The organism is Luteibacter sp. HAY1-4A (genome assembly GCF_056755355.1).
The window spans coordinates 13,272-32,926 of record NZ_JBNDHZ010000019.1; the positions used below are offsets into that span (position 1 = coordinate 13,272).

General features: G+C 64.5%; 18 protein-coding genes. 10 read left to right on the top strand and 8 right to left on the bottom strand.

Going from position 1 to position 19,655, the window contains the following annotated elements; translation table 11 throughout:
• Window positions 1-9: 9 nt before the first annotated feature.
• Window positions 10-990 carry an alpha-ketoacid dehydrogenase subunit beta gene (locus ACPYOD_RS08330; RefSeq protein WP_481301270.1) on the bottom strand — a complete coding sequence of 327 codons (981 nt, stop codon included), beginning with the start codon at window positions 988-990 and terminating at the stop codon, window positions 10-12.
• 12 nt (window positions 991-1,002) lie between these two features.
• A complete protein-coding gene (gene pdhA / locus ACPYOD_RS08335) occupies window positions 1,003-2,079 on the bottom strand; it encodes a pyruvate dehydrogenase (acetyl-transferring) E1 component subunit alpha (protein WP_481301271.1) in 1,077 nt (358 codons plus the stop codon).
• A 228-nt stretch (window positions 2,080-2,307) separates the two neighbouring features.
• On the opposite strand from pdhA, the gene ACPYOD_RS08340 reads away from it, so the two are divergent.
• Both ACPYOD_RS08340 and ACPYOD_RS08345 read left to right on the top strand, forming a co-directional pair.
• On the top strand, window positions 2,308-3,156 hold the full coding sequence (locus ACPYOD_RS08340; protein WP_481301272.1) for a tryptophan 2,3-dioxygenase: 849 nt from the start codon (window positions 2,308-2,310) through the stop codon (window positions 3,154-3,156).
• A 153-nt stretch (window positions 3,157-3,309) separates the two neighbouring features.
• Window positions 3,310-4,815: a peptide MFS transporter gene (locus ACPYOD_RS08345; RefSeq protein WP_481301273.1), complete on the top strand. Its 1,506-nt coding sequence runs from the start codon at window positions 3,310-3,312 to the stop codon at window positions 4,813-4,815.
• Between the two features lie 119 nt (window positions 4,816-4,934).
• Here the strand turns inward: ACPYOD_RS08345 and ACPYOD_RS08350 are convergent, their stop codons facing one another.
• A complete protein-coding gene (locus tag ACPYOD_RS08350; protein ID WP_481301274.1) occupies window positions 4,935-5,384 on the bottom strand; it encodes a MarR family winged helix-turn-helix transcriptional regulator in 450 nt (149 codons plus the stop codon).
• A 90-nt stretch (window positions 5,385-5,474) separates the two neighbouring features.
• On the opposite strand from ACPYOD_RS08350, the gene hppD reads away from it, so the two are divergent.
• The 3 genes from hppD to ACPYOD_RS08365 are packed head-to-tail and all read left to right on the top strand — an operon-like array spanning window position 5,475 to window position 8,910.
• Window positions 5,475-6,563, top strand: a complete 1,089-nt coding sequence (gene hppD / locus ACPYOD_RS08355) for a 4-hydroxyphenylpyruvate dioxygenase (protein WP_481301275.1) — start codon at window positions 5,475-5,477, stop codon at window positions 6,561-6,563.
• Between the two features lie 39 nt (window positions 6,564-6,602).
• Complete coding sequence (gene hmgA, locus ACPYOD_RS08360) at window positions 6,603-7,913, top strand: homogentisate 1,2-dioxygenase (protein ID WP_481301276.1); 1,311 nt, start codon at window positions 6,603-6,605, stop codon at window positions 7,911-7,913.
• 16 nt (window positions 7,914-7,929) lie between these two features.
• Complete coding sequence (locus tag ACPYOD_RS08365; RefSeq protein WP_481301277.1) at window positions 7,930-8,910, top strand: fumarylacetoacetate hydrolase family protein; 981 nt, start codon at window positions 7,930-7,932, stop codon at window positions 8,908-8,910.
• Window positions 8,911-8,967: 57 nt separating this feature from the next.
• Here the strand turns inward: ACPYOD_RS08365 and ACPYOD_RS08370 are convergent, their stop codons facing one another.
• Both ACPYOD_RS08370 and gap read right to left on the bottom strand, forming a co-directional pair.
• The gene (locus ACPYOD_RS08370) at window positions 8,968-9,519 is read right to left on the bottom strand and encodes a hypothetical protein (protein ID WP_481301278.1); all 552 of its coding nucleotides are present in this window, start codon (window positions 9,517-9,519) and stop codon (window positions 8,968-8,970) included.
• A gap of 82 nt (window positions 9,520-9,601) precedes the next feature.
• Window positions 9,602-10,618 carry a type I glyceraldehyde-3-phosphate dehydrogenase gene (gene gap / locus ACPYOD_RS08375; protein WP_481301279.1) on the bottom strand — a complete coding sequence of 339 codons (1,017 nt, stop codon included), beginning with the start codon at window positions 10,616-10,618 and terminating at the stop codon, window positions 9,602-9,604.
• A 171-nt stretch (window positions 10,619-10,789) separates the two neighbouring features.
• Here gap and ACPYOD_RS08380 point away from each other — a divergent pair, with 171 nt between their 5' ends.
• From ACPYOD_RS08380 to ACPYOD_RS08395, 4 genes are all read left to right on the top strand, one after another.
• Complete coding sequence (locus tag ACPYOD_RS08380) at window positions 10,790-11,614, top strand: S1/P1 nuclease (protein ID WP_481301280.1); 825 nt, start codon at window positions 10,790-10,792, stop codon at window positions 11,612-11,614.
• A 32-nt stretch (window positions 11,615-11,646) separates the two neighbouring features.
• Complete coding sequence (gene pyk, locus ACPYOD_RS08385; protein WP_481301281.1) at window positions 11,647-13,116, top strand: pyruvate kinase; 1,470 nt, start codon at window positions 11,647-11,649, stop codon at window positions 13,114-13,116.
• A gap of 124 nt (window positions 13,117-13,240) precedes the next feature.
• Window positions 13,241-13,684 carry an energy transducer TonB gene (locus tag ACPYOD_RS08390; protein WP_481301282.1) on the top strand — a complete coding sequence of 148 codons (444 nt, stop codon included), beginning with the start codon at window positions 13,241-13,243 and terminating at the stop codon, window positions 13,682-13,684.
• Between the two features lie 106 nt (window positions 13,685-13,790).
• Window positions 13,791-14,813: a class I fructose-bisphosphate aldolase gene (locus tag ACPYOD_RS08395; protein WP_481301283.1), complete on the top strand. Its 1,023-nt coding sequence runs from the start codon at window positions 13,791-13,793 to the stop codon at window positions 14,811-14,813.
• A 158-nt stretch (window positions 14,814-14,971) separates the two neighbouring features.
• Here ACPYOD_RS08395 and ACPYOD_RS08400 read toward each other — a convergent pair whose 3' ends face one another.
• Together ACPYOD_RS08400 and ACPYOD_RS08405 are read right to left on the bottom strand one after the other, a co-directional pair.
• The gene (locus ACPYOD_RS08400) at window positions 14,972-15,556 is read right to left on the bottom strand and encodes a porin family protein (RefSeq protein ID WP_481301284.1); all 585 of its coding nucleotides are present in this window, start codon (window positions 15,554-15,556) and stop codon (window positions 14,972-14,974) included.
• Window positions 15,557-15,761: 205 nt separating this feature from the next.
• Entirely contained in the window at window positions 15,762-16,493 is a 732-nt protein-coding gene (locus ACPYOD_RS08405; RefSeq protein WP_481301285.1) for an outer membrane protein, read from the bottom strand.
• Window positions 16,494-16,719: 226 nt separating this feature from the next.
• Between ACPYOD_RS08405 and tkt the strand changes: the two genes are divergently transcribed.
• The gene (gene tkt, locus ACPYOD_RS08410) at window positions 16,720-18,732 is read left to right on the top strand and encodes a transketolase (RefSeq protein ID WP_481301286.1); all 2,013 of its coding nucleotides are present in this window, start codon (window positions 16,720-16,722) and stop codon (window positions 18,730-18,732) included.
• A gap of 50 nt (window positions 18,733-18,782) precedes the next feature.
• Here tkt and ACPYOD_RS08415 read toward each other — a convergent pair whose 3' ends face one another.
• Window positions 18,783-19,127: a hypothetical protein gene (locus ACPYOD_RS08415; RefSeq protein WP_481301287.1), complete on the bottom strand. Its 345-nt coding sequence runs from the start codon at window positions 19,125-19,127 to the stop codon at window positions 18,783-18,785.
• Between the last annotated feature and the right edge of the window lie 528 nt (window positions 19,128-19,655).

A 19,655-nucleotide genomic window follows, 5' to 3' on the forward strand; every position in this document is an offset into this window, starting at 1 on the left:
AGGGTTTCCTCAGGAGGCGGCGAGCGTACGCTCGGCGGCTTCGACGATGCGTTCGACGCTGGGCAGGTACTTCATTTCCAGGCGGAACAGCGGAATGTGCGTATCGAAACCGGTGACGCGTTCCACCGGCGCGAGCAGGCTGTAGAGGCACTCCTCGGACAGGCGGGCGGCGATCTCGGCGCCGAAGCCGGCGGTCTTCGGGGCTTCGTGCACGATGACGCAGCGGCCGGTCTTGGTCACCGACTCGGCGATGGTGTCGAAGTCGAGCGGGGTCAGGGTGGCCACGTCGATCACTTCGGCGCTGATGCCCTTTTCGGCCAGAGCGTCGGCAGCCTCGAGGCATTCCTTCACCTGCGCGCCCCAGGTCACCAGGGTGACGTCGGTGCCGTCGCGCAGCACGAAGCACACGTCCAGCGGCAGGGCCTCGCCGTCGTCGGGCACTTCTTCCTTGTACTGGCGATAGATGCGCTTGGGCTCGAAGAAGATCACCGGGTCCGGATCGCGGATGGCGGCGAGCAGCAGGCCGTAGGCACGGGCGGGCGACGAAGGCATCACGACGCGCAGGCCCGGGATGTTGGTGAACAGGTGTTCGTTGGCCTCGGAGTGATGCTCCGGTGCACGAATGCCGCCGCCCCAGGGCGCGCGCCACACGGCCGGCACGGTCATGCGGCCGCGCGTACGGTTGCGCATGCGCGCGGCGTGGCAGGCGATGTGTTCCATCATCGCGTAGATGAAGCCTTCGAACTGGGCCTCGGCCACGGGGCGCATGCCCTGGACGGCAAGGCCGACAGTGATGCCGGCGATGGTGGTTTCGTCCAGCGGCGTGTCGATCACGCGTTCTTCGCCGAACTGCTCCTGCAGGCCCTGCGTGGCGCGGAAGACGCCGCCGTTGACGCCGACGTCCTCGCCCAGCACGACGACGCGATCGTCGTTGCGCATTTCATACGCGAGCGCCTGGGTCACCGCTTCGATGAGAGTGATTTGTGCCATGGGAAGAAGTCCTTACTTGCGATCGAGGGAAGCGGCGAGTTCACGCTGCTTTTCGAGGTCGGCCGGGAGTTCGGCGTACAGGTAATCGAACATGGCCGTGGCCGGCTGCACCTTCGATTCGAGGTACGCGTTCACCTCGTTGTCCATCCAGTCGTCGCACTCGGCCTTCCAGGCCTCTTCCTTCGCATCGTCCCACTGGCCCTTGGCTTCGAGCCACTTGCGCAGGCGCGGCACGGGGTCGCGTTCCCAGGCGTCCTTCACTTCCTGCTCGCCGCGGTAACGGCGGGCATCGTCGGCGGTGGTGTGGTCGCCGAGGCGGTACGTGACGGCCTCGATGACGCTGCCGCCATTGCCGGAGCGGGCACGCTCGAGCGCGTCTTCCATCGCCTTGCGCACGGCGATGATGTCGTTGCCGTCCACCTGGATGCAGTGCAGGCCGGCCGCGATACCCTTCTGGGCCAGCGTGCCGGAACCGCTCTGGATGCGGCGCGGTACCGAGATGGCCCACTGGTTGTTCACGATCACGGCCACCAGCGGCAGCTGCTGCGCGCCGGCGACGTTGATCGCGCCGTAGAAGTCGCCCTTGGACGAGCCGCCGTCACCGATGGTGCATACGGCCACGCGCGGTTCCTTGCGGATCTTGAAGGCCAGCGCGGAACCCGCGGCGTGCAGGCATTGCGTACCGATGGGCACGCACCATGCGAAGTCGTGCGCGGGCGCATCGGCAAAATCGTTGCCGCGCTCGTCGCCGCCCCAGTAGGTGTAGACCTCGCGCGGCTTCACGCCGCGATACAGCTGTGCGCCGTATTCGCGATACGACACGGCCAGCGAGTCTTCGCGGCGCATGGCGCTGCCGATGCCCACGTGCGCGGCCTCGTGGCCCAGGCAGGATGCGTAGGTGCCCAGCTTGCCGGTGCGCTGCAGTGCGATCGACTTGGCATCGAACACGCGCGTGGACACCATGAGCTTGTAGAGCTCGACCATGTGGTCGAGGTCCTTGGCGAATTCGGGGAGTTCCTTACCGGTTTCCTTGCCGTCCTGGTCAAGGTATTGCAGGTATTCGATTTCGAACTTGGCGGCGATGGACACGACTCGCTCCCAGGGGATGGTTAGAAACGACACGCACGAGTGGGGAAGCGGCCAGGCCCATCCAGCGGGGCGCGACACGGCTTTAGGTTCTTGCGAGCCGGACTAGATATCAGGGGTATTATCACCCGGCAAGGTACGGCGCAGCATGACTATTCCCGTCATTGCCCCGGTAATGGCTTTGCGGCGCGGCTTTCGGGCCTTGTCAACCCCTCAATGTGAAACCGACCCATGGCCCATCCACAGCGCGACCTGGAACCCGGCATCCGCACCGATCTCGACGGGCGCCTTACCTATGGGGAGTACCTGAAGCTCGACCAGGTGCTCACGGCGCAGCACCTGCGCAGCGAGCCCGCGCACCACGACGAGATGCTGTTCATCATCCAGCACCAGACGTCGGAGCTTTGGCTGAAGCTCATGATCCACGAACTGGAGGCCGCACTGGCGCGCCTGCGGGCCGACGACGTGAATGCCACGCTGAAGATCCTTGCCCGCGTCAAGCAAGTGCAGCGCCAGCTTTACGAGCAGTGGGGCGTGCTGGAAACGCTGACGCCGGCGGAGTACCTGCAATTCCGCGACGTGCTGGGGCCTTCGTCCGGCTTCCAGTCCTTGCAGTACCGCATGGTGGAGTTCCTGCTCGGCAACAAGCACGCCGACATGCTCCGTGTGTTCGAACACGACCCCGTGGCCCACGAGCGCCTGCGGGCAACGTTCGAAGCGCCGGGCCTGTACGACGAGTTCCTGCGCTACCTGGCCCGGCGGGGCCACCCGGTGCCGGTGGAGCTGATCGAGCGCGACGTGACCCAGCCCTGGACGAGCCAGGCCGCCTTGCTGCCGGTGTTCAAGCGAATCTACGAAGACACCGCGCAGTACTGGTCGGAATACCACCTGAGCGAGGAACTGGTGGACATCGAGGAGGCGTTCCAGCTTTGGCGCTTCCGCCACATGAAGACGGTGGAACGCATCATCGGCTTCCGGCAGGGCACCGGCGGTTCGTCCGGCGTGGCCTTCCTGCGCAAGGCGTTGGAGCAGTCGTTCTTTCCGGAGTTGATCGAAGTGCGGACGATCCTCGGCACGTAAGCCAAGCCTTTGTAGGAGCCGGCTATGCCGGCGATCCCGCGGCAGCGGGCAAGCTTGCTGCGAGCACCCATCGCCGCTGAAGCGGCTCCCACAATTTGACGCCTCGGGCCGGTCCAGCTAAACACCTTGCACGAACCGTCCTCAAGGGAAGCCATGACACCGACCGCCCCAGCCGCCGCCCGGCCCGTGCCCGACTACCCGCAGACCATGGGTCACCCGCGTCCCCTGTGGATGCTGTTCATGACCGAATTCTGGGAGCGCTTCGCCTTCTACGGCATGCGCTGGGCCCTCACCCTGTACATCGTCGCCGAGTTTTTCCAGGGCGACCAGTCGGGCCAGGGTTACGCCAGCCGCACCTATGGCGCCTACCTCGCGCTTGTCTATGCCTCGGCCATTTTCGGCGGTTGGGTGGCCGACCGCATCCTCGGCTACCAGCGCTCCATCCTTCTCGGGGCGGTGGTGATGGGCAGCGGATTGTTCATGGTGATGGTGCCCAACCAGCAGGTGTTCCTTGCCGGCCTGGCGACGGTCATCGTGGGCAACGGGCTTTTCAAGCCGAACATCTCATCGCTGGTCGGGCAGATCTATCCGGTGGGCGACGATCGCCGCGATCGCGGTTTCACCATCTTCTACATGGGTATCAACCTCGGTGGTTTCCTCGCGCCGCTGGTCACCGGATGGCTGGCCTCGGTAATCACCGATACGCCGCTGCAGCAGAACTACAAGGTGGTGTTCGCCGCCACCGGCATCGGCATGGCCATCTGCTTCTTCTGGTTCCTGTTCGGCAAGAAGCAATTGCTCGGCGTGGGCGTGCCGCCGCCGGAGCGGAATGAAGGCAAGAACCTCATCGCGGTGATCGTCGGCATCCTCGTCGCCATTCCGCTGGTGTACCTCCTGATGGCGCAGGCCGGCGCGGTGTTCATCGCATGGCTGCTGGGTGTGCTGTTCATCGGCGTGGCGGTGATGCTGGTCGTCGAGGCCGTGCGGCACGATCGCATCCAGATCCATCGCGTGATCGCCATGCTGTTGCTCTTCGCGTTCAACGTGCTGTTCTGGATGTTCTTCGAACAGGCCGGCAGCTCGTTCAACTTCCTGGCGCAGAACATCGTCGACCGTCAGATGTTCGGCTGGGAATTCCCGACCGGTTGGTTCCAGTCGGTGAATTCGGCGGCCATCCTCGTCTTCGCGCCGGTGGTGGCGCTCGCGTGGGACTGGTCCGCCAGGTTCCGCAAGGAGCCGTCGATCCCACGCAAGTTCGGCCTCGGCCTCATCTTCAATGCCCTGGGCTTCCTGGTGCTGATGTATGCGCTGAAGAGCCTCGTGGACGGGCAGGGCCTGATTCCGTTCTGGCCGCTGGCCGCGTGCTACGTGCTGCAGACCATCGGCGAGCTGTGCCTGTCGCCTATCGGCCTGTCGATGGTCACGAAGCTGGCGCCCATCCGCGTGGTGGGCCTGGCGATGGGTGGCTGGTTCCTCTCCACCGCCATCGGCAACAACCTCTCCGGTTTGCTCGCCGGACACATCAGCGGCGAAACCGGCATGACGGTGGGCTCGGCGCTCTCAGGCTTCACCTTCAGCTTCGAACTGCTGGTGGGTGCTGGCATCGTGCTGTTCCTGATCGCACCGCTGATCAACCGGTTGATGCACGGGGTGAAATAACTCTTCATCGGAACGGCTGCTTCATGTGGGAGCCGCTTCAGCGGCGATGGGTTCGCGGAACCGTGCCCGCTGCCGCGGCATCGCCGCTGAAGCGGCTCCCACAGTTGGCTTTTGCAGCCTTACGGCGACATGAGCTTGTCCAGAATTCGGTTCAACTGCTCCCGCTCGGTCACGTCCAGCCGCGCCAGAAGCTCGCGTTCGTGCTCGCGGGCCAGTGGCGCCACTTCGTCGTGAATGGCCCAGCCGGCCTCGGACAGCTTGAGCACCGACCGGCGCTTGTCTCCGTCGTGGATGCTGCGGTCCACCCGGCCCGCTTCCACCAGCCGGGCGAGAGCCCGGCTCACGGCCACCTTGTCCATGCGCGTGCGCTCGGCGACCTCGCGGGCCGAGAGATCGGCGAAACGGGCCAGCACGGCCATGACACGCCATTCCGTCATGCTGAGCTGAAAACGGTCCGTGTACTCCTCGGCGATCGACTGGCTCACCGTGTTCGACAGGATCGAGAGCCGATAGGGCAGGAAGTTTTCTAACTCCAGAGGGGCATGGGCGGGAACGGCGTCGGATGTCATGCTGCACTGGTCCTTGCAAATGGTTACAAGTGAAACTATAAATCAAGGGTATACGGCGTGAAGCCACCCCCGTCGCCAGGAGTATCGCCCATGAGCGCCCAGCCCAATATCGGCATGCAGGTCACCACCTTCGAAAATCCCCAAGGAGTCGACGGTTTCGAGTTCGTCGAGTTCGCCGCGCCCGACCCCGCCATGCTCCACGCGCTGTTCCCGAAGCTCGGCTTCACGGCGGTGGCGAAGCATAAGACGAAGAACATCACCCTCTACCGCCAGGGCGACTGCAATTTCCTGGTGAACGAGGAACCGGATTCGTTCGCGTCCGACTTCGTCGCCAAGCACGGCCCGTGCGCCTGCGGCTTCGCCATCCGCTTCAACCGTCCGGCCACGGACGTGCAGGCCACGGCGTTGTCGAACGGTGCGCAGAAGATCGGCTTCAGGCCTGAAACGCTGGCGCTCGAGGTGCCCACCATCGAAGGCATCGGCGGCGCGGCGCTGTACCTGATCGACACCTATGGCCCCAAGGGCGAGGTCTACGACGCGGCGTTCGAATGGCTGCCGGGCGTCGACCGTCATCCGAAGGGTTTCGGCCTCACCTTCATCGACCACCTCACGCATAACCTGCACTTCGGCAATATGGAGAAGTGGTCGGAATACTATGAGCGCCTGTTCAACTTCCGCGAGATCCGCTACTTCGACATCAAGGGCGCGAAGACCGGCCTCGTGTCCAAGGCGATGACCGCGCCGGACGGCCTGGTGCGCATTCCGCTCAATGAGTCCTCCGACGAGAAGTCGCAGATCAACGAATACCTGCGCGAGTACAACGGCGAGGGTATCCAGCACATCGCGTTGTTCACCGACAACATCTACGAGTCGGTGGAAGCCATGCGTGCGCAGGACGTCGCGTTCCTGGATACGCCGGACACGTATTACGAAGTGATCGAAGCGCGCGTGCCCGACCACGGCGAAGACGTGCCGCGCCTGCAGGCCAGCAAGATCCTGATCGACGCCGACGACGAGACCAAGAAGAAGCTGCTGCTGCAGATCTTCACGCAGAACAACATCGGGCCGATCTTCTTCGAGATCATCCAGCGCAAGGGCAACGAGGGCTTCGGCAACGGCAACTTCAAGGCGCTGTTCGAGTCGATCGAGCGCGACCAGATGCGCCGCGGCGTGCTCTGACGCATCATTACAGGCCGCCATCGACCCAGGACCGCCACGATGAGCCATTCCGACGATACGCGCGGGTACCAGACCGGCTTCGGTAACGAGTTCGCCACCGAAGCCGTGGAAGGCGTGCTGCCTACCGGGCAGAACTCGCCACAGCGCGTGGCCAGGGGCCTCTACGCCGAGCAGCTGTCGGGCAGTGCGTTCACCGCGCCGCGCCACCGCAACCTGCGCAGCTGGCTGTATCGCATTCGGCCGGCCGCGCAACATTCGCCCTTCGCGGCGATGGAACACGGCACCTTCCACAACCGTTTCGACGAGGGCCCGGCCACGCCCAACCAGCTCCGCTGGGATCCGCTGCCGATGCCGTCCGAGCCCCGCGATTTCCTCGACGGGTTGTTCACGATGGGCGGCAACGGCGGCGGCGCCGAGCAGGCGGGCGTCGGCATCCACCTGTACGCCGCGAACCGTTCGATGGAAGGGCGCTATTTCTACGACGCCGACGGCGAACTGCTGATCGTTCCGCAGCAGGGCGGGCTGCGCATTCGTACCGAACTGGGCGTGCTGGACGTGGCGCCGCTGGAAATCGCGGTCGTTCCGCGCGGCATCCGTTTCCTCGTCGAATTGCCCGACGGCGAGGCTCGCGGCTACGTGGCCGAGAACTTCGGCGCGCCCCTGCACCTGCCGGACCTCGGTCCCATCGGCGCGAACGGCCTGGCGCATGCGCGCGACTTCCTCGTGCCGGTAGCCGCTTATGAGGATGTCGACGGCGAGTTTGCCCTCGTGGCCAAGTTCCAGGGTGCGCTCTGGGCGGCGCGTATCGACCACTCGCCGCTCGACGTGGTGGCGTGGCACGGCAACTACGTGCCCTACAAGTACGACCTGCGCCGGTTCAACACCATCGGTTCAATCGCCGTCGATCATCCCGATCCGTCGATCTTCACCGTGCTCACCTCGGCCAGCGACACGCCGGGTGTGGCGAACATGGATTTCGCGATCTTCCCGCCGCGCTGGCTCGTGGCCGAGCATACGTTCCGGCCTCCGTACTTCCACCGGAACGTGGCGAGCGAGTTCATGGGCCTGATCGACGGCGCCTACGACGCGAAGGCCGGCGGCTTCGTGCCGGGCGGGTCCAGCCTGCACAATTGCATGAGCGGCCATGGCCCCGACTCGGCCAGTTTCGAGAAAGCGTCCGATGCCGACACCTCGCGTCCCGACCACATTGTGGGCACCATGGCGTTCATGTTCGAGACCCGCAAGGTCATCCGGCCGAGCCGGCAGGCCCTCGCGTCGAAGACGCTGCAGGACGACTACTACGAATGCTGGCGCGGATTGAAGAAGCACTTCGATCCGTCGGCCAAGTGAAAACCAAGGGAACCGCATGAAACTCGCGTCACTCAAGGAAGGCGGCCGCGACGGCACGCTCGTCGTCGTCAGCCGCGACCTCGCCCGCGCCGTGAAGGCCACCGGTATCGCACCCACGCTGCAGGCGGCACTGGACGACTGGCACGTGGTGGCGCCGCGCCTCAATGCGCTGTCGGAAAGCCTGAACGCAGGCGAGGCGGAGGGCGCCTTCGACCTCGACGTGGCAAAACTCGCCGCGCCGTTGCCGCGGGCCTACGAGTTCGTGGACGGCAGTGCCTACCTTCCTCACGTGGAACGGGTACGCCGGGCGCGCGGGGCCGAGGTGCCGGCGTCGTTCTATACCGACCCGCTGATGTACCAGGCCACGAGTGCGGGCTTCCTCGGACCGCGCGATCCCGTGGTGGTGCCCAGCGAAGAGTTCGGCATCGACCTCGAGGCCGAAGTGCTGGTGGTGACCGACGACGTGCCGATGGGCGTGACGCCCGCGCAAGCCGCTGCCCACATCCAGCTCGTGGGCCTGGTCAACGACGTTTCGCTCCGCGGGCTGATCCCTGCCGAGCTGGCGAAGGGTTTCGGCTTCCTCCAGTCCAAGCCGCGTTCGGCGTTGTCGCCGGTGTTCGTTACGCCCGACGAGCTCGGCGACGCATGGCGTGACGAGAAGCTGCACCTGCCCATGCGCACCTGGATCAACGGTGCATGGTTCGGCGAAGCGGAATGTGGCGTCGACATGCAGTTCAACTTCGCACAGCTGGTGGCGCACGTGGCGAAAACCCGCCCGCTTACCGCCGGTACGCTGGTGGGCTCCGGCACCATCGCCAACGAAGACACGTCGAAGGGCGCATCGTGCCTGGCCGAGCAGCGCACAGTGGAGACGCTGCGCGATGGCAAGGCATCGACGCCATTCCTCTCCTTCGGCGATATCGTGCGCATCGACGTCACCGATGCGGACGGCAAGTCGGTCTTCGGCGCCATCGAGCAGACGATCGCGAAGGCTTGATCGCGCGTCTGCAGGCGTCCGCACGATGTGGGCGCCTGCCCATGACGTATCTTTCGCTCACTCAGTGCGCGGTTGCGAGTCCGCAGCCAGCGCCTCGAGTATGGCCTGTACCTTGAGGCTCACTTCGGCGTCCAGGCGATGATCGCGGGTCGCTGACCTGCCGGTACCCGGGTGTGCGTCAGACGATGCCACCTTGGATCCCCCGTACAGTTCCTGCTCTACGCGAGACCAGAGCGCTGCCTCGTGGGCATGCCCGTCGGCCAGTTCCAGCTCCGCGAGTGCACGCATGGCCCGCTGCCGCCCACGATCGGCGGCCGCCGTCAGCAGGCGCCGTGCGCGTGGAATGTCCCGGGGGAACATGTTGCCGCGGCGGGCGCGCCCCTGCAGGTAAAGCGTGCCGGCCAGTTCCTGGCTGGCCGCGTGTCCCGCGAGGGCCGAGCACAGCAGTCGGTCGGCAAGCCGCTGCCGTCGTTCGGCGGATATCGACGGATCCAAGAGGCCGTGGTGCGCGATGTCGGCCGGTGTGAGGCCGGATGGCACGCAGTGGGCTGCCGCCGTGACGGCGACCGAAAGGCCTGCGCAGGCAATGAGGATGGATCGACGAAGCATGCACTTCCTCCGTGAAAGCAAAAAGGGGCCCGCATGACTGCGGACCCCCCGATGGCCGTGCTTATTCGATTGTCGCGACGGCTTACTTCGCCGTCATGAGCGCCTTGGCCATGTCGAGCATGCGATTCGAGAAACCCCACTCGTTGTCGTACCAGGACAGCACCTTCACCAGCGTGCCTTCCATGACGCGCGTCTGCGTGGCGTCGTAGATGGACGAATGCGGATTGTGGTTGAAGTCGATGGACACCAGCGGCTGCGTGTTCACCGACAGGATGCCCTTGAGCGCCCCGTTCGCGGCTTCGTTGATCGCGGCGTCGATTTCTTCCTTCGTGGTCGCGCGCGCGGCCGTGAAGGTGAGGTCGACCACCGAGACGTTGATGGTCGGCACGCGCATGGCGAAGCCGTCGAGCTTGCCGTTGAGTTCCGGCAGCACGAGGCCCACGGCGGCGGCGGCACCCGTCTTGGTCGGGATCTGGCTGTGCGTGGCGCTGCGGGCGCGGCGCAGGTCCGAGTGGTAGACGTCGGTCAGCACCTGGTCGTTCGTGTAGGCATGGATGGTGGTCATCAGGCCGTGCACGATGCCGATCTTTTCGTGCAGCACCTTGGCCAGCGGGGCCAGGCAGTTGGTGGTGCACGAGGCGTTGGAGATCACCTGGTGCGCCGAGGTCAGCTTGTCGTGGTTCACGCCGTACACGAAGGTGCCGTCCACGTCCTTGTCGCCCGGGGCGGAGATGATGACCTTCTTGGCGCCGCCGGCGATGTGCGCGCTGGCCTTCGCCTTCGAGGTGAAGAAGCCGGTGGATTCCATCACCACGTCCACGCCATGGTCGCCCCACGGCAGCTTCGACGGATCGCGCTCGGCGAACACCTTGATGCGGTCGCCGTTGACGATCAGGTCGCCCCCGTCCACCGACACCTCGCCCGGGAACCGGCCGTGGGCCGTGTCGTACTGCGTCAGATGGGCATTGGTCTCGGCGTTGCCGAGGTCGTTGACCGCGACGATCTGGATGTCCTGCCCGTTCTTCTTCGCTTCGTAGAGCGAACGCAGGATGTTGCGACCGATACGACCGTAACCGTTGATGGCGACCTTGATGGTCATGGATAGCCTCCGGAAGGATGTGCTGACGAAATGGGGACGGGTGTCTCAAACGTCCATGGTAGCCCAAGGTCCCGTGGGCCGGCTTGCTGCGCCGCCGCGACGTGTCATCCGTGTCTCAGCCCGGCTGTGGCACACTTGACCGTTCCACCGCCCGGAAACGTTTACTGTCCCATGAGAGCCGTCCTGAAGCGCCGCAGCATCGCCGTCTTGCTGGCCTTGGCCATTCCCGCCTTCGCCAGCACCGTCCAGGCCTGGGGCGACATCGGGCACCGCATCGTGGCCGAACTGGCCTGGCGACAGCTCGACCCGGGCGCCAAGGCGGAAGTGACGCGGTTGCTCCGGGTGGACGGCTCCGATTCCCTCCCCGACATCGCGAGCTGGCCCGACCATCTGCGCGACATGCCGGGCAAGGAGGCGCTGGGCAAGGCCACCGGGCCGCTCCACTACGTCAACATCCGCGATGACAAATGCCATTACGTGCCGCCGCGCGACTGCGCAGATGGCCGCTGTGTCGTCGGAGGCCTCGAGAAATACGTGGCCATCCTGCGTGACCGCCACCACTCCGATGCGGAGCGTGCCGAGGCGCTGAAGTTCGTCGTGCACTTCGTGGGCGACGTGCACCAGCCACTGCACGCCGGGAATCGCGACGACAAGGGCGGCAACGAGTACCAGGTCCAGTTCGACGGCAAGGGCACGAACCTGCATCGCGTCTGGGACTCGCAGATGCTCTACACCCGCGACCTCAAATGGCAGGCCTACGCCGACCGCCTGGCCGCCGAGGGGAAGGTGAAGCTGCCGCGCCCCATCGCCCCGCTCGACAACCCATACGCGCAGTGGGCCGAGGAATCCTGCAACATCGTGGCCGGCCGCGGCTTCTATCCGGAAGGGCATCGCATCGACGACGCCTACGTGGCGAAGAACCTCCCCGTGGCGGAAACGCGCCTGCGGGAAGCCGGCAAGCGCCTCGCCGACCTGCTCAATTCCACGCTGGACTGATCCGCGCCGCATTCCATACAAGGTAGACATCGATGACCGATATCCAGGTACGCCGCACCAAGATCGTCGCCACCCTCGGGCCCGCCACGGACGCACCGGGCATGCTCGAGAAGATCCTCGAAGAGGGCGTGGACGTCGTTCGCCTCAATCTTTCGCACGGTCAGCCCGACGATCACCGCGCCCGCGCCGCCGCGGTGCGCGCCGCGGCCGATGCCGTCGGCCGCGAGGTGGGCATCCTGGCGGACCTGCAAGGCCCGAAGATCCGCATCGAGAAATTCGCCGGCGGTCCGGTCGACCTCATGACCGGCGACAGCTTCGTGCTCGACTGCCGTCCCGACGCGCCTCCGGGCAATCAGTCACGCGTCGGCGTCAGCTATTACGACCTGCCGAAAGACGTGTCGGCGGGCGACATCCTCCTGCTCGACGATGGCCTGGTGGCCCTTTCCGTGGTGGAAGTGGTGGGCAGCGAGATCCGTTGCCGCGTCGCCATCGGCGGCCGCCTCTCCGACCGCAAGGGCCTGAATCGCCAGGGCGGTGGCCTTAGCGTGGCCGCGCTGTCCGACAAGGACCGTAACGACATCAAGCTCGCCGCCGAAATGGGGGCGGACTTCCTGGCGGTGTCCTTCGTGCGCTCGGCCGACGACCTCAATGAAGCCCGGCGCCTGCTGCGCGAGGCTGGCGGCGACGCCGCCATCGTCGCCAAGATCGAACGCGCCGATGCCATTCCCGTGCTCGGCGAGATCATCGACGCATCCGACGTGGTGATGGTCGCTCGCGGCGACCTTGGCGTGGAGATCGGCGATGCCGAACTGCCCGGCCTGCAGAAGAAGATCATCCGCGAGTCGGTCATGCGCAACCGCTCGGTGATCACTGCCACACAGATGCTCCAGTCCATGGTCACCGCCCCGATCCCGACCCGCGCCGAGGTGCTGGACGTGGCGAACGCCGTCATCGACGGCACCGACGCTGTGATGCTCTCCCAGGAAACCGCCGCCGGCGCGCACCCGGACAAGGCGGTGGCCGCCATGCGCCGCATCTGCCTGGGCGCGGAGCGCCAGTTCGAGCCGCGCGACGACCTGCGCCCCGGCACGCATTCGCTGGACCGTTCGGACCAGGCGATCGCACTCGCGGCGATGCTGCTCGCAGCCCAGGTGGGTGTTCGCGCCATCGTCGCGCTGACCGAATCCGGCGCCACCGCGCAGTGGCTGTCGCGCTACCGTTTCGCCGTGCCCATCTACGCGATGTCGCCTTCGGGCATGGCCCGCCGGCGCATGCTGGTACTGCGCGACGTGCAGCCCGTGGATTTCGAGCAGAGCAACCTCGACCCCGCGCACACGGCCCGCGCCGCGCTCCAGCACCTGTTCGCGCTGGGCAAGCTCACCAAGGGCGACCGCGTGATCCTGACGCACGGCGACCACATCGGCCGGGGTGGTGGCACCAACACGCTGAAGCTGCTGATGATCGGCGAGGACGGTATCGCGGACAGCTTGCGGGATCTTTGAGGGGCGGAATCGATGCCTGTGTGGGAGCCGCTGAAGCGGCTCCCACAGTGACCGCAGGAATTCACACGCGCCGTATCCCCCCGGCGGAGTAAACTCGGTGCCCTCGACCATCCCTGAGGGCGTCATGATCCGCATCAGCCTCCGTACCGGCGCCATCGCCGCCGTCCTCGTTCTCGCCGCAGGCACCGCCACGGCGCAGACCCTCCGCCGCGTTTCGCCGGAACGCCTGACCGGCTACTGGTACCTCACCAATAAGTCGCTCGACGTGGATGTGCCCAATACCGGGAAGAACCTCAACCAGCCCGGTTGCGCCGCCGTCAGCTACATGATCGGCTCCGACGGGCGCACGCAGAATCCCCGGATCGAGAAAGTCGTGCCGGATGGGGATCTCGGCCAGGTGGGTGTGAGCATCGTCAAGCAGCTGGTTTACGTGAAGGGTTCGCAGAACGGCACCGCCGTGCCCGTGCAGACGTACTACGTCGCGGGCTTCAACCTTCCGGACGATCCCGCTGCGAAGAAGAAGGTACTCGACCAGTGCAAGCTGTCGGGCTACGACCAGACCAGTTGATCGCGCCGCACAACGGCTTTCGCGGGGTATTCCCCTATACTCCGCCGGTTTTTGCATTCGTACCACGTTGCCTCGCGGGGCATACCACTACTTCCACGGAGTTGTCATGAGCATCGAAAACCTCGAACAGATCGCGCAGGCGATGGTGGCCACGGGCAAGGGCATCATTGCCGTCGACGAATCGACCGGCACGATCAAGAAGCGGTTCGAAGCCGCCGGCGTCGAGAACACCGAGGAAAACCGCCGCGCCTATCGCGAGCTGCTGCTGACCACCCCGAACCTGGGTGAGCACATCTCGGGCGCCATCCTGTTCGACGAGACGATTCGCCAGAAGACCAAGGACGGCGTGCCGCTGGTCGAGGCCATGAAGAAGGCCGGCATCATTCCCGGCATCAAGGTGGACAAGGGTCCGGTGCCGCTCGCCGGCTTCCCGGGCGACGTGGTGACCGAGGGCCTCGACGGCCTGCGCGACCGCCTGAAGGAATATGCGCAGCTCGGCGCCCAGTTCGCCAAGTGGCGCGCGGTGATCAAGATCACCGAGGACAATCCCAGCTCCACCGCCATCGAGGCGAACATGCATGCGCTGGCGCGTTACGCGGCGCTGTGCCAGGAAGCCGGCCTCGTGCCGATGGTCGAGCCGGAAGTCCTGATGGACGATCCGGAAAGCAAGCACGACATCGACGTGAGCTATGAAGTGCACGAAGCGGTGCTGCGCAGCCTGTTCAACGCGCTGTACGAGCAGAACGTGATGCTCGAGGGCACCATCCTGAAGGTGAGCATGGTGATCCCGGGCAAATATGCTCCGAAGGACGCACAGGTTTCCGCGGAAGACGTCGCCGACGCCACGGTTCGCGTGCTCAAGTCGTGCGTGCCGGCCACGCTGCCGGGCATCGTGTTCCTCTCCGGCGGCCAGAGCGACGAGCAGGCTACCGAGCACCTGAACCTGATCAACCAGATGGGACCGCACCCGTGGCCGGTCAGCTTCTCGTACGGCCGTGCACTGGTGGCGGAGGCGCTGAATATCTGGTCGAAGGACCAGCAGAAGAACGTGGCGGAAGCGCAGAAAGCGGTTTACGCGCGTGCCCAGGAAAACGGCGCCGCTGCGCTGGGCCAGTGGAAGAAGCGCTAAGCGCCGGCCTCCTGTAGGAGCCGCTATAGCGGCGAGGACAATCTGCCTCGCCGTTACAGCGGGCCCACATAAAAAAGCGGCGAGGGGCAATCCCCTCGCCGCTTCTTCACTCCGTGGGCTTCTCGCCGCTGTAGCGGCTCCCACATTCCCGATGTTGCTTAGAAGCGGTATTCCGCCGAGATCGACGTCATGTTGGTCGACAGGTCGAGGCCGTCCTTCTTCGCGTCGTAGTGGTCGTAGTTGATGCCCAGGCTCCAGTTGTTGCTGAAGTCGTAGCCCACGCCCGCACCGGCGTACCAGCTGGTCTTGTCGAGGTCGCGGCGGTCGATGTCGTTGTTGCTGGTGCCGTGGCCCTTCCAGCCGTAGATACCCGCACGTGCGCTGATATACCACTGCGGATCGATGTTGAAATGACCGTTCACGCCGGCCGTCCAGCCGTGCAGTTCCGACTTCCTGCGGTCGACCACGCGATCGCCGTTGAAGAAGTTCTTGGCGTTGATGTTGCCCAGGTCGTTGTAACCGGCTTCGACACCGAGCGCAGCCCACGGGCTGACGGCCCAACGGTAACCGCCATTGAGGGCATATCCCGTGTCGTGCCCGTCGTAGCGGCCCTTGTCGACCGACGTGCGACCGACGTTGCCGTTGATGAACCAACCGCCCGCGCCATTGGCGTCCTGCGCGAAAGCGGGCGCCGCGGCAGCGCCGGCGGCAACAAGGGCGAGGGCGATAAGGGTCTTCTTCATGGTGGATCTCTCCTGCTTATTGTTCTTCGCGGCGCGCACGGCCATTGGGGGAATGCCTTGCGCGCTGGCGCACGAGCGGGGGTGCCGTGCGTGAAGGGATAGATTGGGCGGGGTGGGAAAGATTCAATACCGATAAGTTCAGTATTAAGAAACGATTAAGCCACGGCAGGGGTGGTGCCGTGGCTCAACCGTTGGATTTAACGATTTAGAACCGGTACTCGCCCGCGAGCGAGACGATGCCGGTGGACCGCTTCAGGCCGCGCGAGACTTCGCCGGTGGCATTGTTGCGCACCTTGCCGGCATCAGCGTGGAAGTAGTCGTACGAGACGCCGACGCCGAAGTGCTCGTTCACGTCCCAACCGGTGCCGAGGCCGGCGTACCAGCTGCCGCGATCCGCACGACCGCCGCTGGAGAAGCCGAGGTCCTGGCCCACGCTGTTGTTGTAGTTCTGGTTGTTGTCGTTGGCGCGGAAGTAACCGCCGTGCGCGCTGATGTACCACTGAGGCACGAGGTTGATCTTGCCGTTCACGCCGACCATCCAGCCGCGCAGGGCGTTACGCGTGGACTTCTGGTTGACGTCCTGGTCGGACTCGAAAACGTTCTTTACGCGGTAATTGCCGAGGTCCGCGTAGCCGGCCTCGACGCCGAGGCCGAGGTCGGGACCGACCTTCCAGCGATAACCGCCGAGCAGGCCGTAGCCCGTACGGCGGCCCTTCTCGCCGTGCAGGAAGTTGAAACCATTGGTGTCGCTGCCGAAGCCGCCGGTGTCGCTGCCGTTCGTACGGCCGACGTTGGCGCCAATGAACCAGTTGCCGCTACCGACGGCCTGGCTGGGCTGATAGTTGCCGCTCACGGCGGGGTTGCTGTCCTGGGCGAAGGCCGGAATGGCCGAAAGCGAGACGCAAGAGACTGCAAGGGCAAGAGCTGCCTTTTTCATGGGAATGTTCCTCTTTTTTTCGGGGCGGCCACCGACCATTGAAGGGGAGGGGGAAGTCGATGACCGTGGTCGATTAGAGTCCCTGCAACCTGAAGAGATTCAAAAAACGGGGTCAAAACATTAAGGCGGGGTTAACTTCAAAGGCGCGGTCGGTTCGTCCACGACAAGCAGGCAGGCAATGCGCGACAATCGCGTTTTTTCCGCCGCCCCTTACTGGAGAACGCCGATGACGACACGCCGCGAACGCGCCAATGCGATCCGCGCCCTGGCCATGGATGGTGTGGAAGCCGCCAAATCCGGTCATCCGGGCATGCCGATGGGCATGGCCGACATCGCCGAAGTGCTCTGGGGCGATTTCCTGCACCACAACCCCTCGAATCCGCATTGGCCGAATCGCGACCGCTTCGTGCTTTCGAACGGCCACGGCTCGATGTTGCAGTACGCACTGTTGCACCTCACCGGCTACGACCTGGGCATCGAGGACCTCAAGCATTTCCGTCAGCTCGGTTATCGCACCGCGGGTCATCCGGAATACCACCACACGCCCGGCGTCGAGACGACCACCGGTCCCCTCGGTCAGGGCCTGGCGAACGCCGTCGGTTTCGCGCTCGCCGAGAAGATCCTCGCTGCGCGCTTCAACCGTCCGGGTCACGACATCGTCGATCACCACACGTATGTGTTCATCGGCGACGGGTGCCTGATGGAAGGCATTTCCCATGAAGTGTCGTCGCTTGCGGGCACGCTGAAGCTCGGCAAGCTCGTCGCCATTTACGACGACAACGGCATCTCGATCGATGGCGAAGTGCACGACTGGTTCACCGACGATACGCCGGCACGTTTCCGCGCCTACGGCTGGAACGTGGTGCTGGGCGACGACGGCAAGCCGGTCGACGGCCACGACGCGGACGCCATCAAGAAGGCGATCGCGGCTGCCACGTCGCAGAGCGAAAAGCCGTCGCTGGTGATCTGCAAGACGGTGATCGGTTTTGGCGCGCCGAACAAGGAAGGCAAGGAGTCGTCGCATGGCGCGCCGCTCGGTCCGGACGAGGTGAAGGCCGCGCGCGAAAAGCTGGGCTGGAAGTACGGTCCGTTCGAGATTCCCCGGGAGATGTACGACTCCTGGAACGCGAAGGACGCCGGCACCAAGGCCGAAAACGCCTGGAACGAGAAGTTCGAAGCCTATGCGAAGGCGCATCCGGAACTCGCCGCCGAATTCAAGCGTCGTCTCGCCGGCGAGTTGCCGTCGAATTGGAAGGACGGCGTGGATGCCTACATCAAGAAGATGCAGGCCGAGGGCCCGGTGGTAGCGTCGCGCAAAGCGTCGCAGATGGCGCTGGATGCATTCGGCCCCTTGCTGCCGGAACTGATCGGCGGCTCCGCCGACCTGGCTCCGTCGAACCTCACCATCTGGAAGGGCTCGAAGAACGTTGCCACCGCGGGTGGCGAAGGCAACTACATCCACTTTGGCGTGCGCGAGTTCGGCATGAGCGCCATTTCCAATGGCCTTGCGCTGCACGGCGGGTTCATTCCGTACGACGCCACCTTCCTGGTGTTCTCCGATTACGCGCGCAACGCCGTGCGCATGTCGGCGCTGATTCCCGCGCATGCCATCCACGTGTACACGCACGATTCGATCGGTCTCGGCGAAGACGGTCCCACCCACCAGCCGGTGGAGCACCTGGGCTCGCTGCGCCTCATTCCGAACAATCGCGTGTGGCGTCCCGCCGATGCCGTCGAATCCGCGGTGTCGTGGAAGAAGGCCATCGAGCGCGCCGGCAATCCGTCCTGCCTCGTGTTCTCGCGCCAGAACCTCAAGCACAACCCGCGCACCGAGCAGCAGGTCGCGGACATCGAAAAGGGCGGCTACGTCCTCTTCGAACCGAGCGAGAAGTTCAAGGCGATCATCATCGCCACGGGTTCGGAAGTGGGCATCGCCGTCGAGGCCGCTCACGCTCTCGGTGACCAGGGCGTACCCGTCCGCGTCGTTTCCATGCCCTGCACGGAGGAATTCGATGCGCAGCCGATCGAATACCGCGAGGGTGTGCTTCCCTCCTGGTGCCGTGCGCGCGTGGCGGTGGAAGCGGCCAGCGAAGACTTCTGGGCGAAGTACATCGGCCTCGACGGTAAGGCCGTGGGCATGACCACCTTCGGCGCTTCCGCACCGATCGACAAGCTGTACGAGCACTTCGGCATCACGACCACGGCGGTGGTGGATGCGGTGAAGAGCGTCATCAAGTAAGGCGTTGGACAAGCGATAGCGAGAGGCCCCCGAAAGGGGGCCTCTTTGCGTCAGGTGCCGTGGTGGAGCTTTTCGTGGAGCTTTTTGCCGCAAGCGTGGGGATTGCCTACGCAGTACGGGCCGTCGCCTAAGAAACCCGGTTGTCGGTCATACTCCTTGGTCGCCCAAACTGGTACGGCGCGATAAGCGACGAGATTGCCGTTGGGGAACAGTGCAAGATATCCGAGCTTGAATTCGAGCGCCGTACCGGGCGATGGCAGACCTTTGTAACGCGCTCTGGCTTGGAACCGTATTTCATTTCCTTGGGAAATCCGTAAGCCATAATTGATCTGGGCCAATTGCGCGCCACCGGTATTCGATATCCATATGGGTTGGCCATGACGCGAAAGCACCATGTTTCCGTCATGTTGGAACGCGAGGGTGTGCGGTCCTCCGGTTCGATGGATTTCGCCCGGTTTGAAAGTAAAGCCATAGGGTACCTTGAGCGAAGTGATTGTTGCCGGTTTTGGATTGCCACCAGTCTTTAGGAGTCAAGATCATCGCTTGGCCGTGCTCGCTAACGGTGAACATGTGCCATGGCCCATTGGTCCTGGTCGACCAAGTGGCATGTCCGTTGCTATCGTAAAGAACGAAATTTCCATCCGTTTGCATCGTGGCGCGGACCACGCCCCGCCCATGAGTGTAGGTTGCCCAGATAACTTGTCCGTCAGCACGGTAGACCACGAAGTTGCCATCGGTTTGCAATGTCGCAAAGTAGCGCCCGTCTTCCGAATAGAGTCGCTGGCCAGGTCCCAATGATTCGCCACCTTTGAGAACCGCTGCCTCCGCTTCTGGTAGAGAGACGCAAGCAGTCGCTATAAGCAATGCAGCCCCAAGGATTTTTCTCGAGTACATTAAATTAATTCTCCAAATTCAGTTGAAGC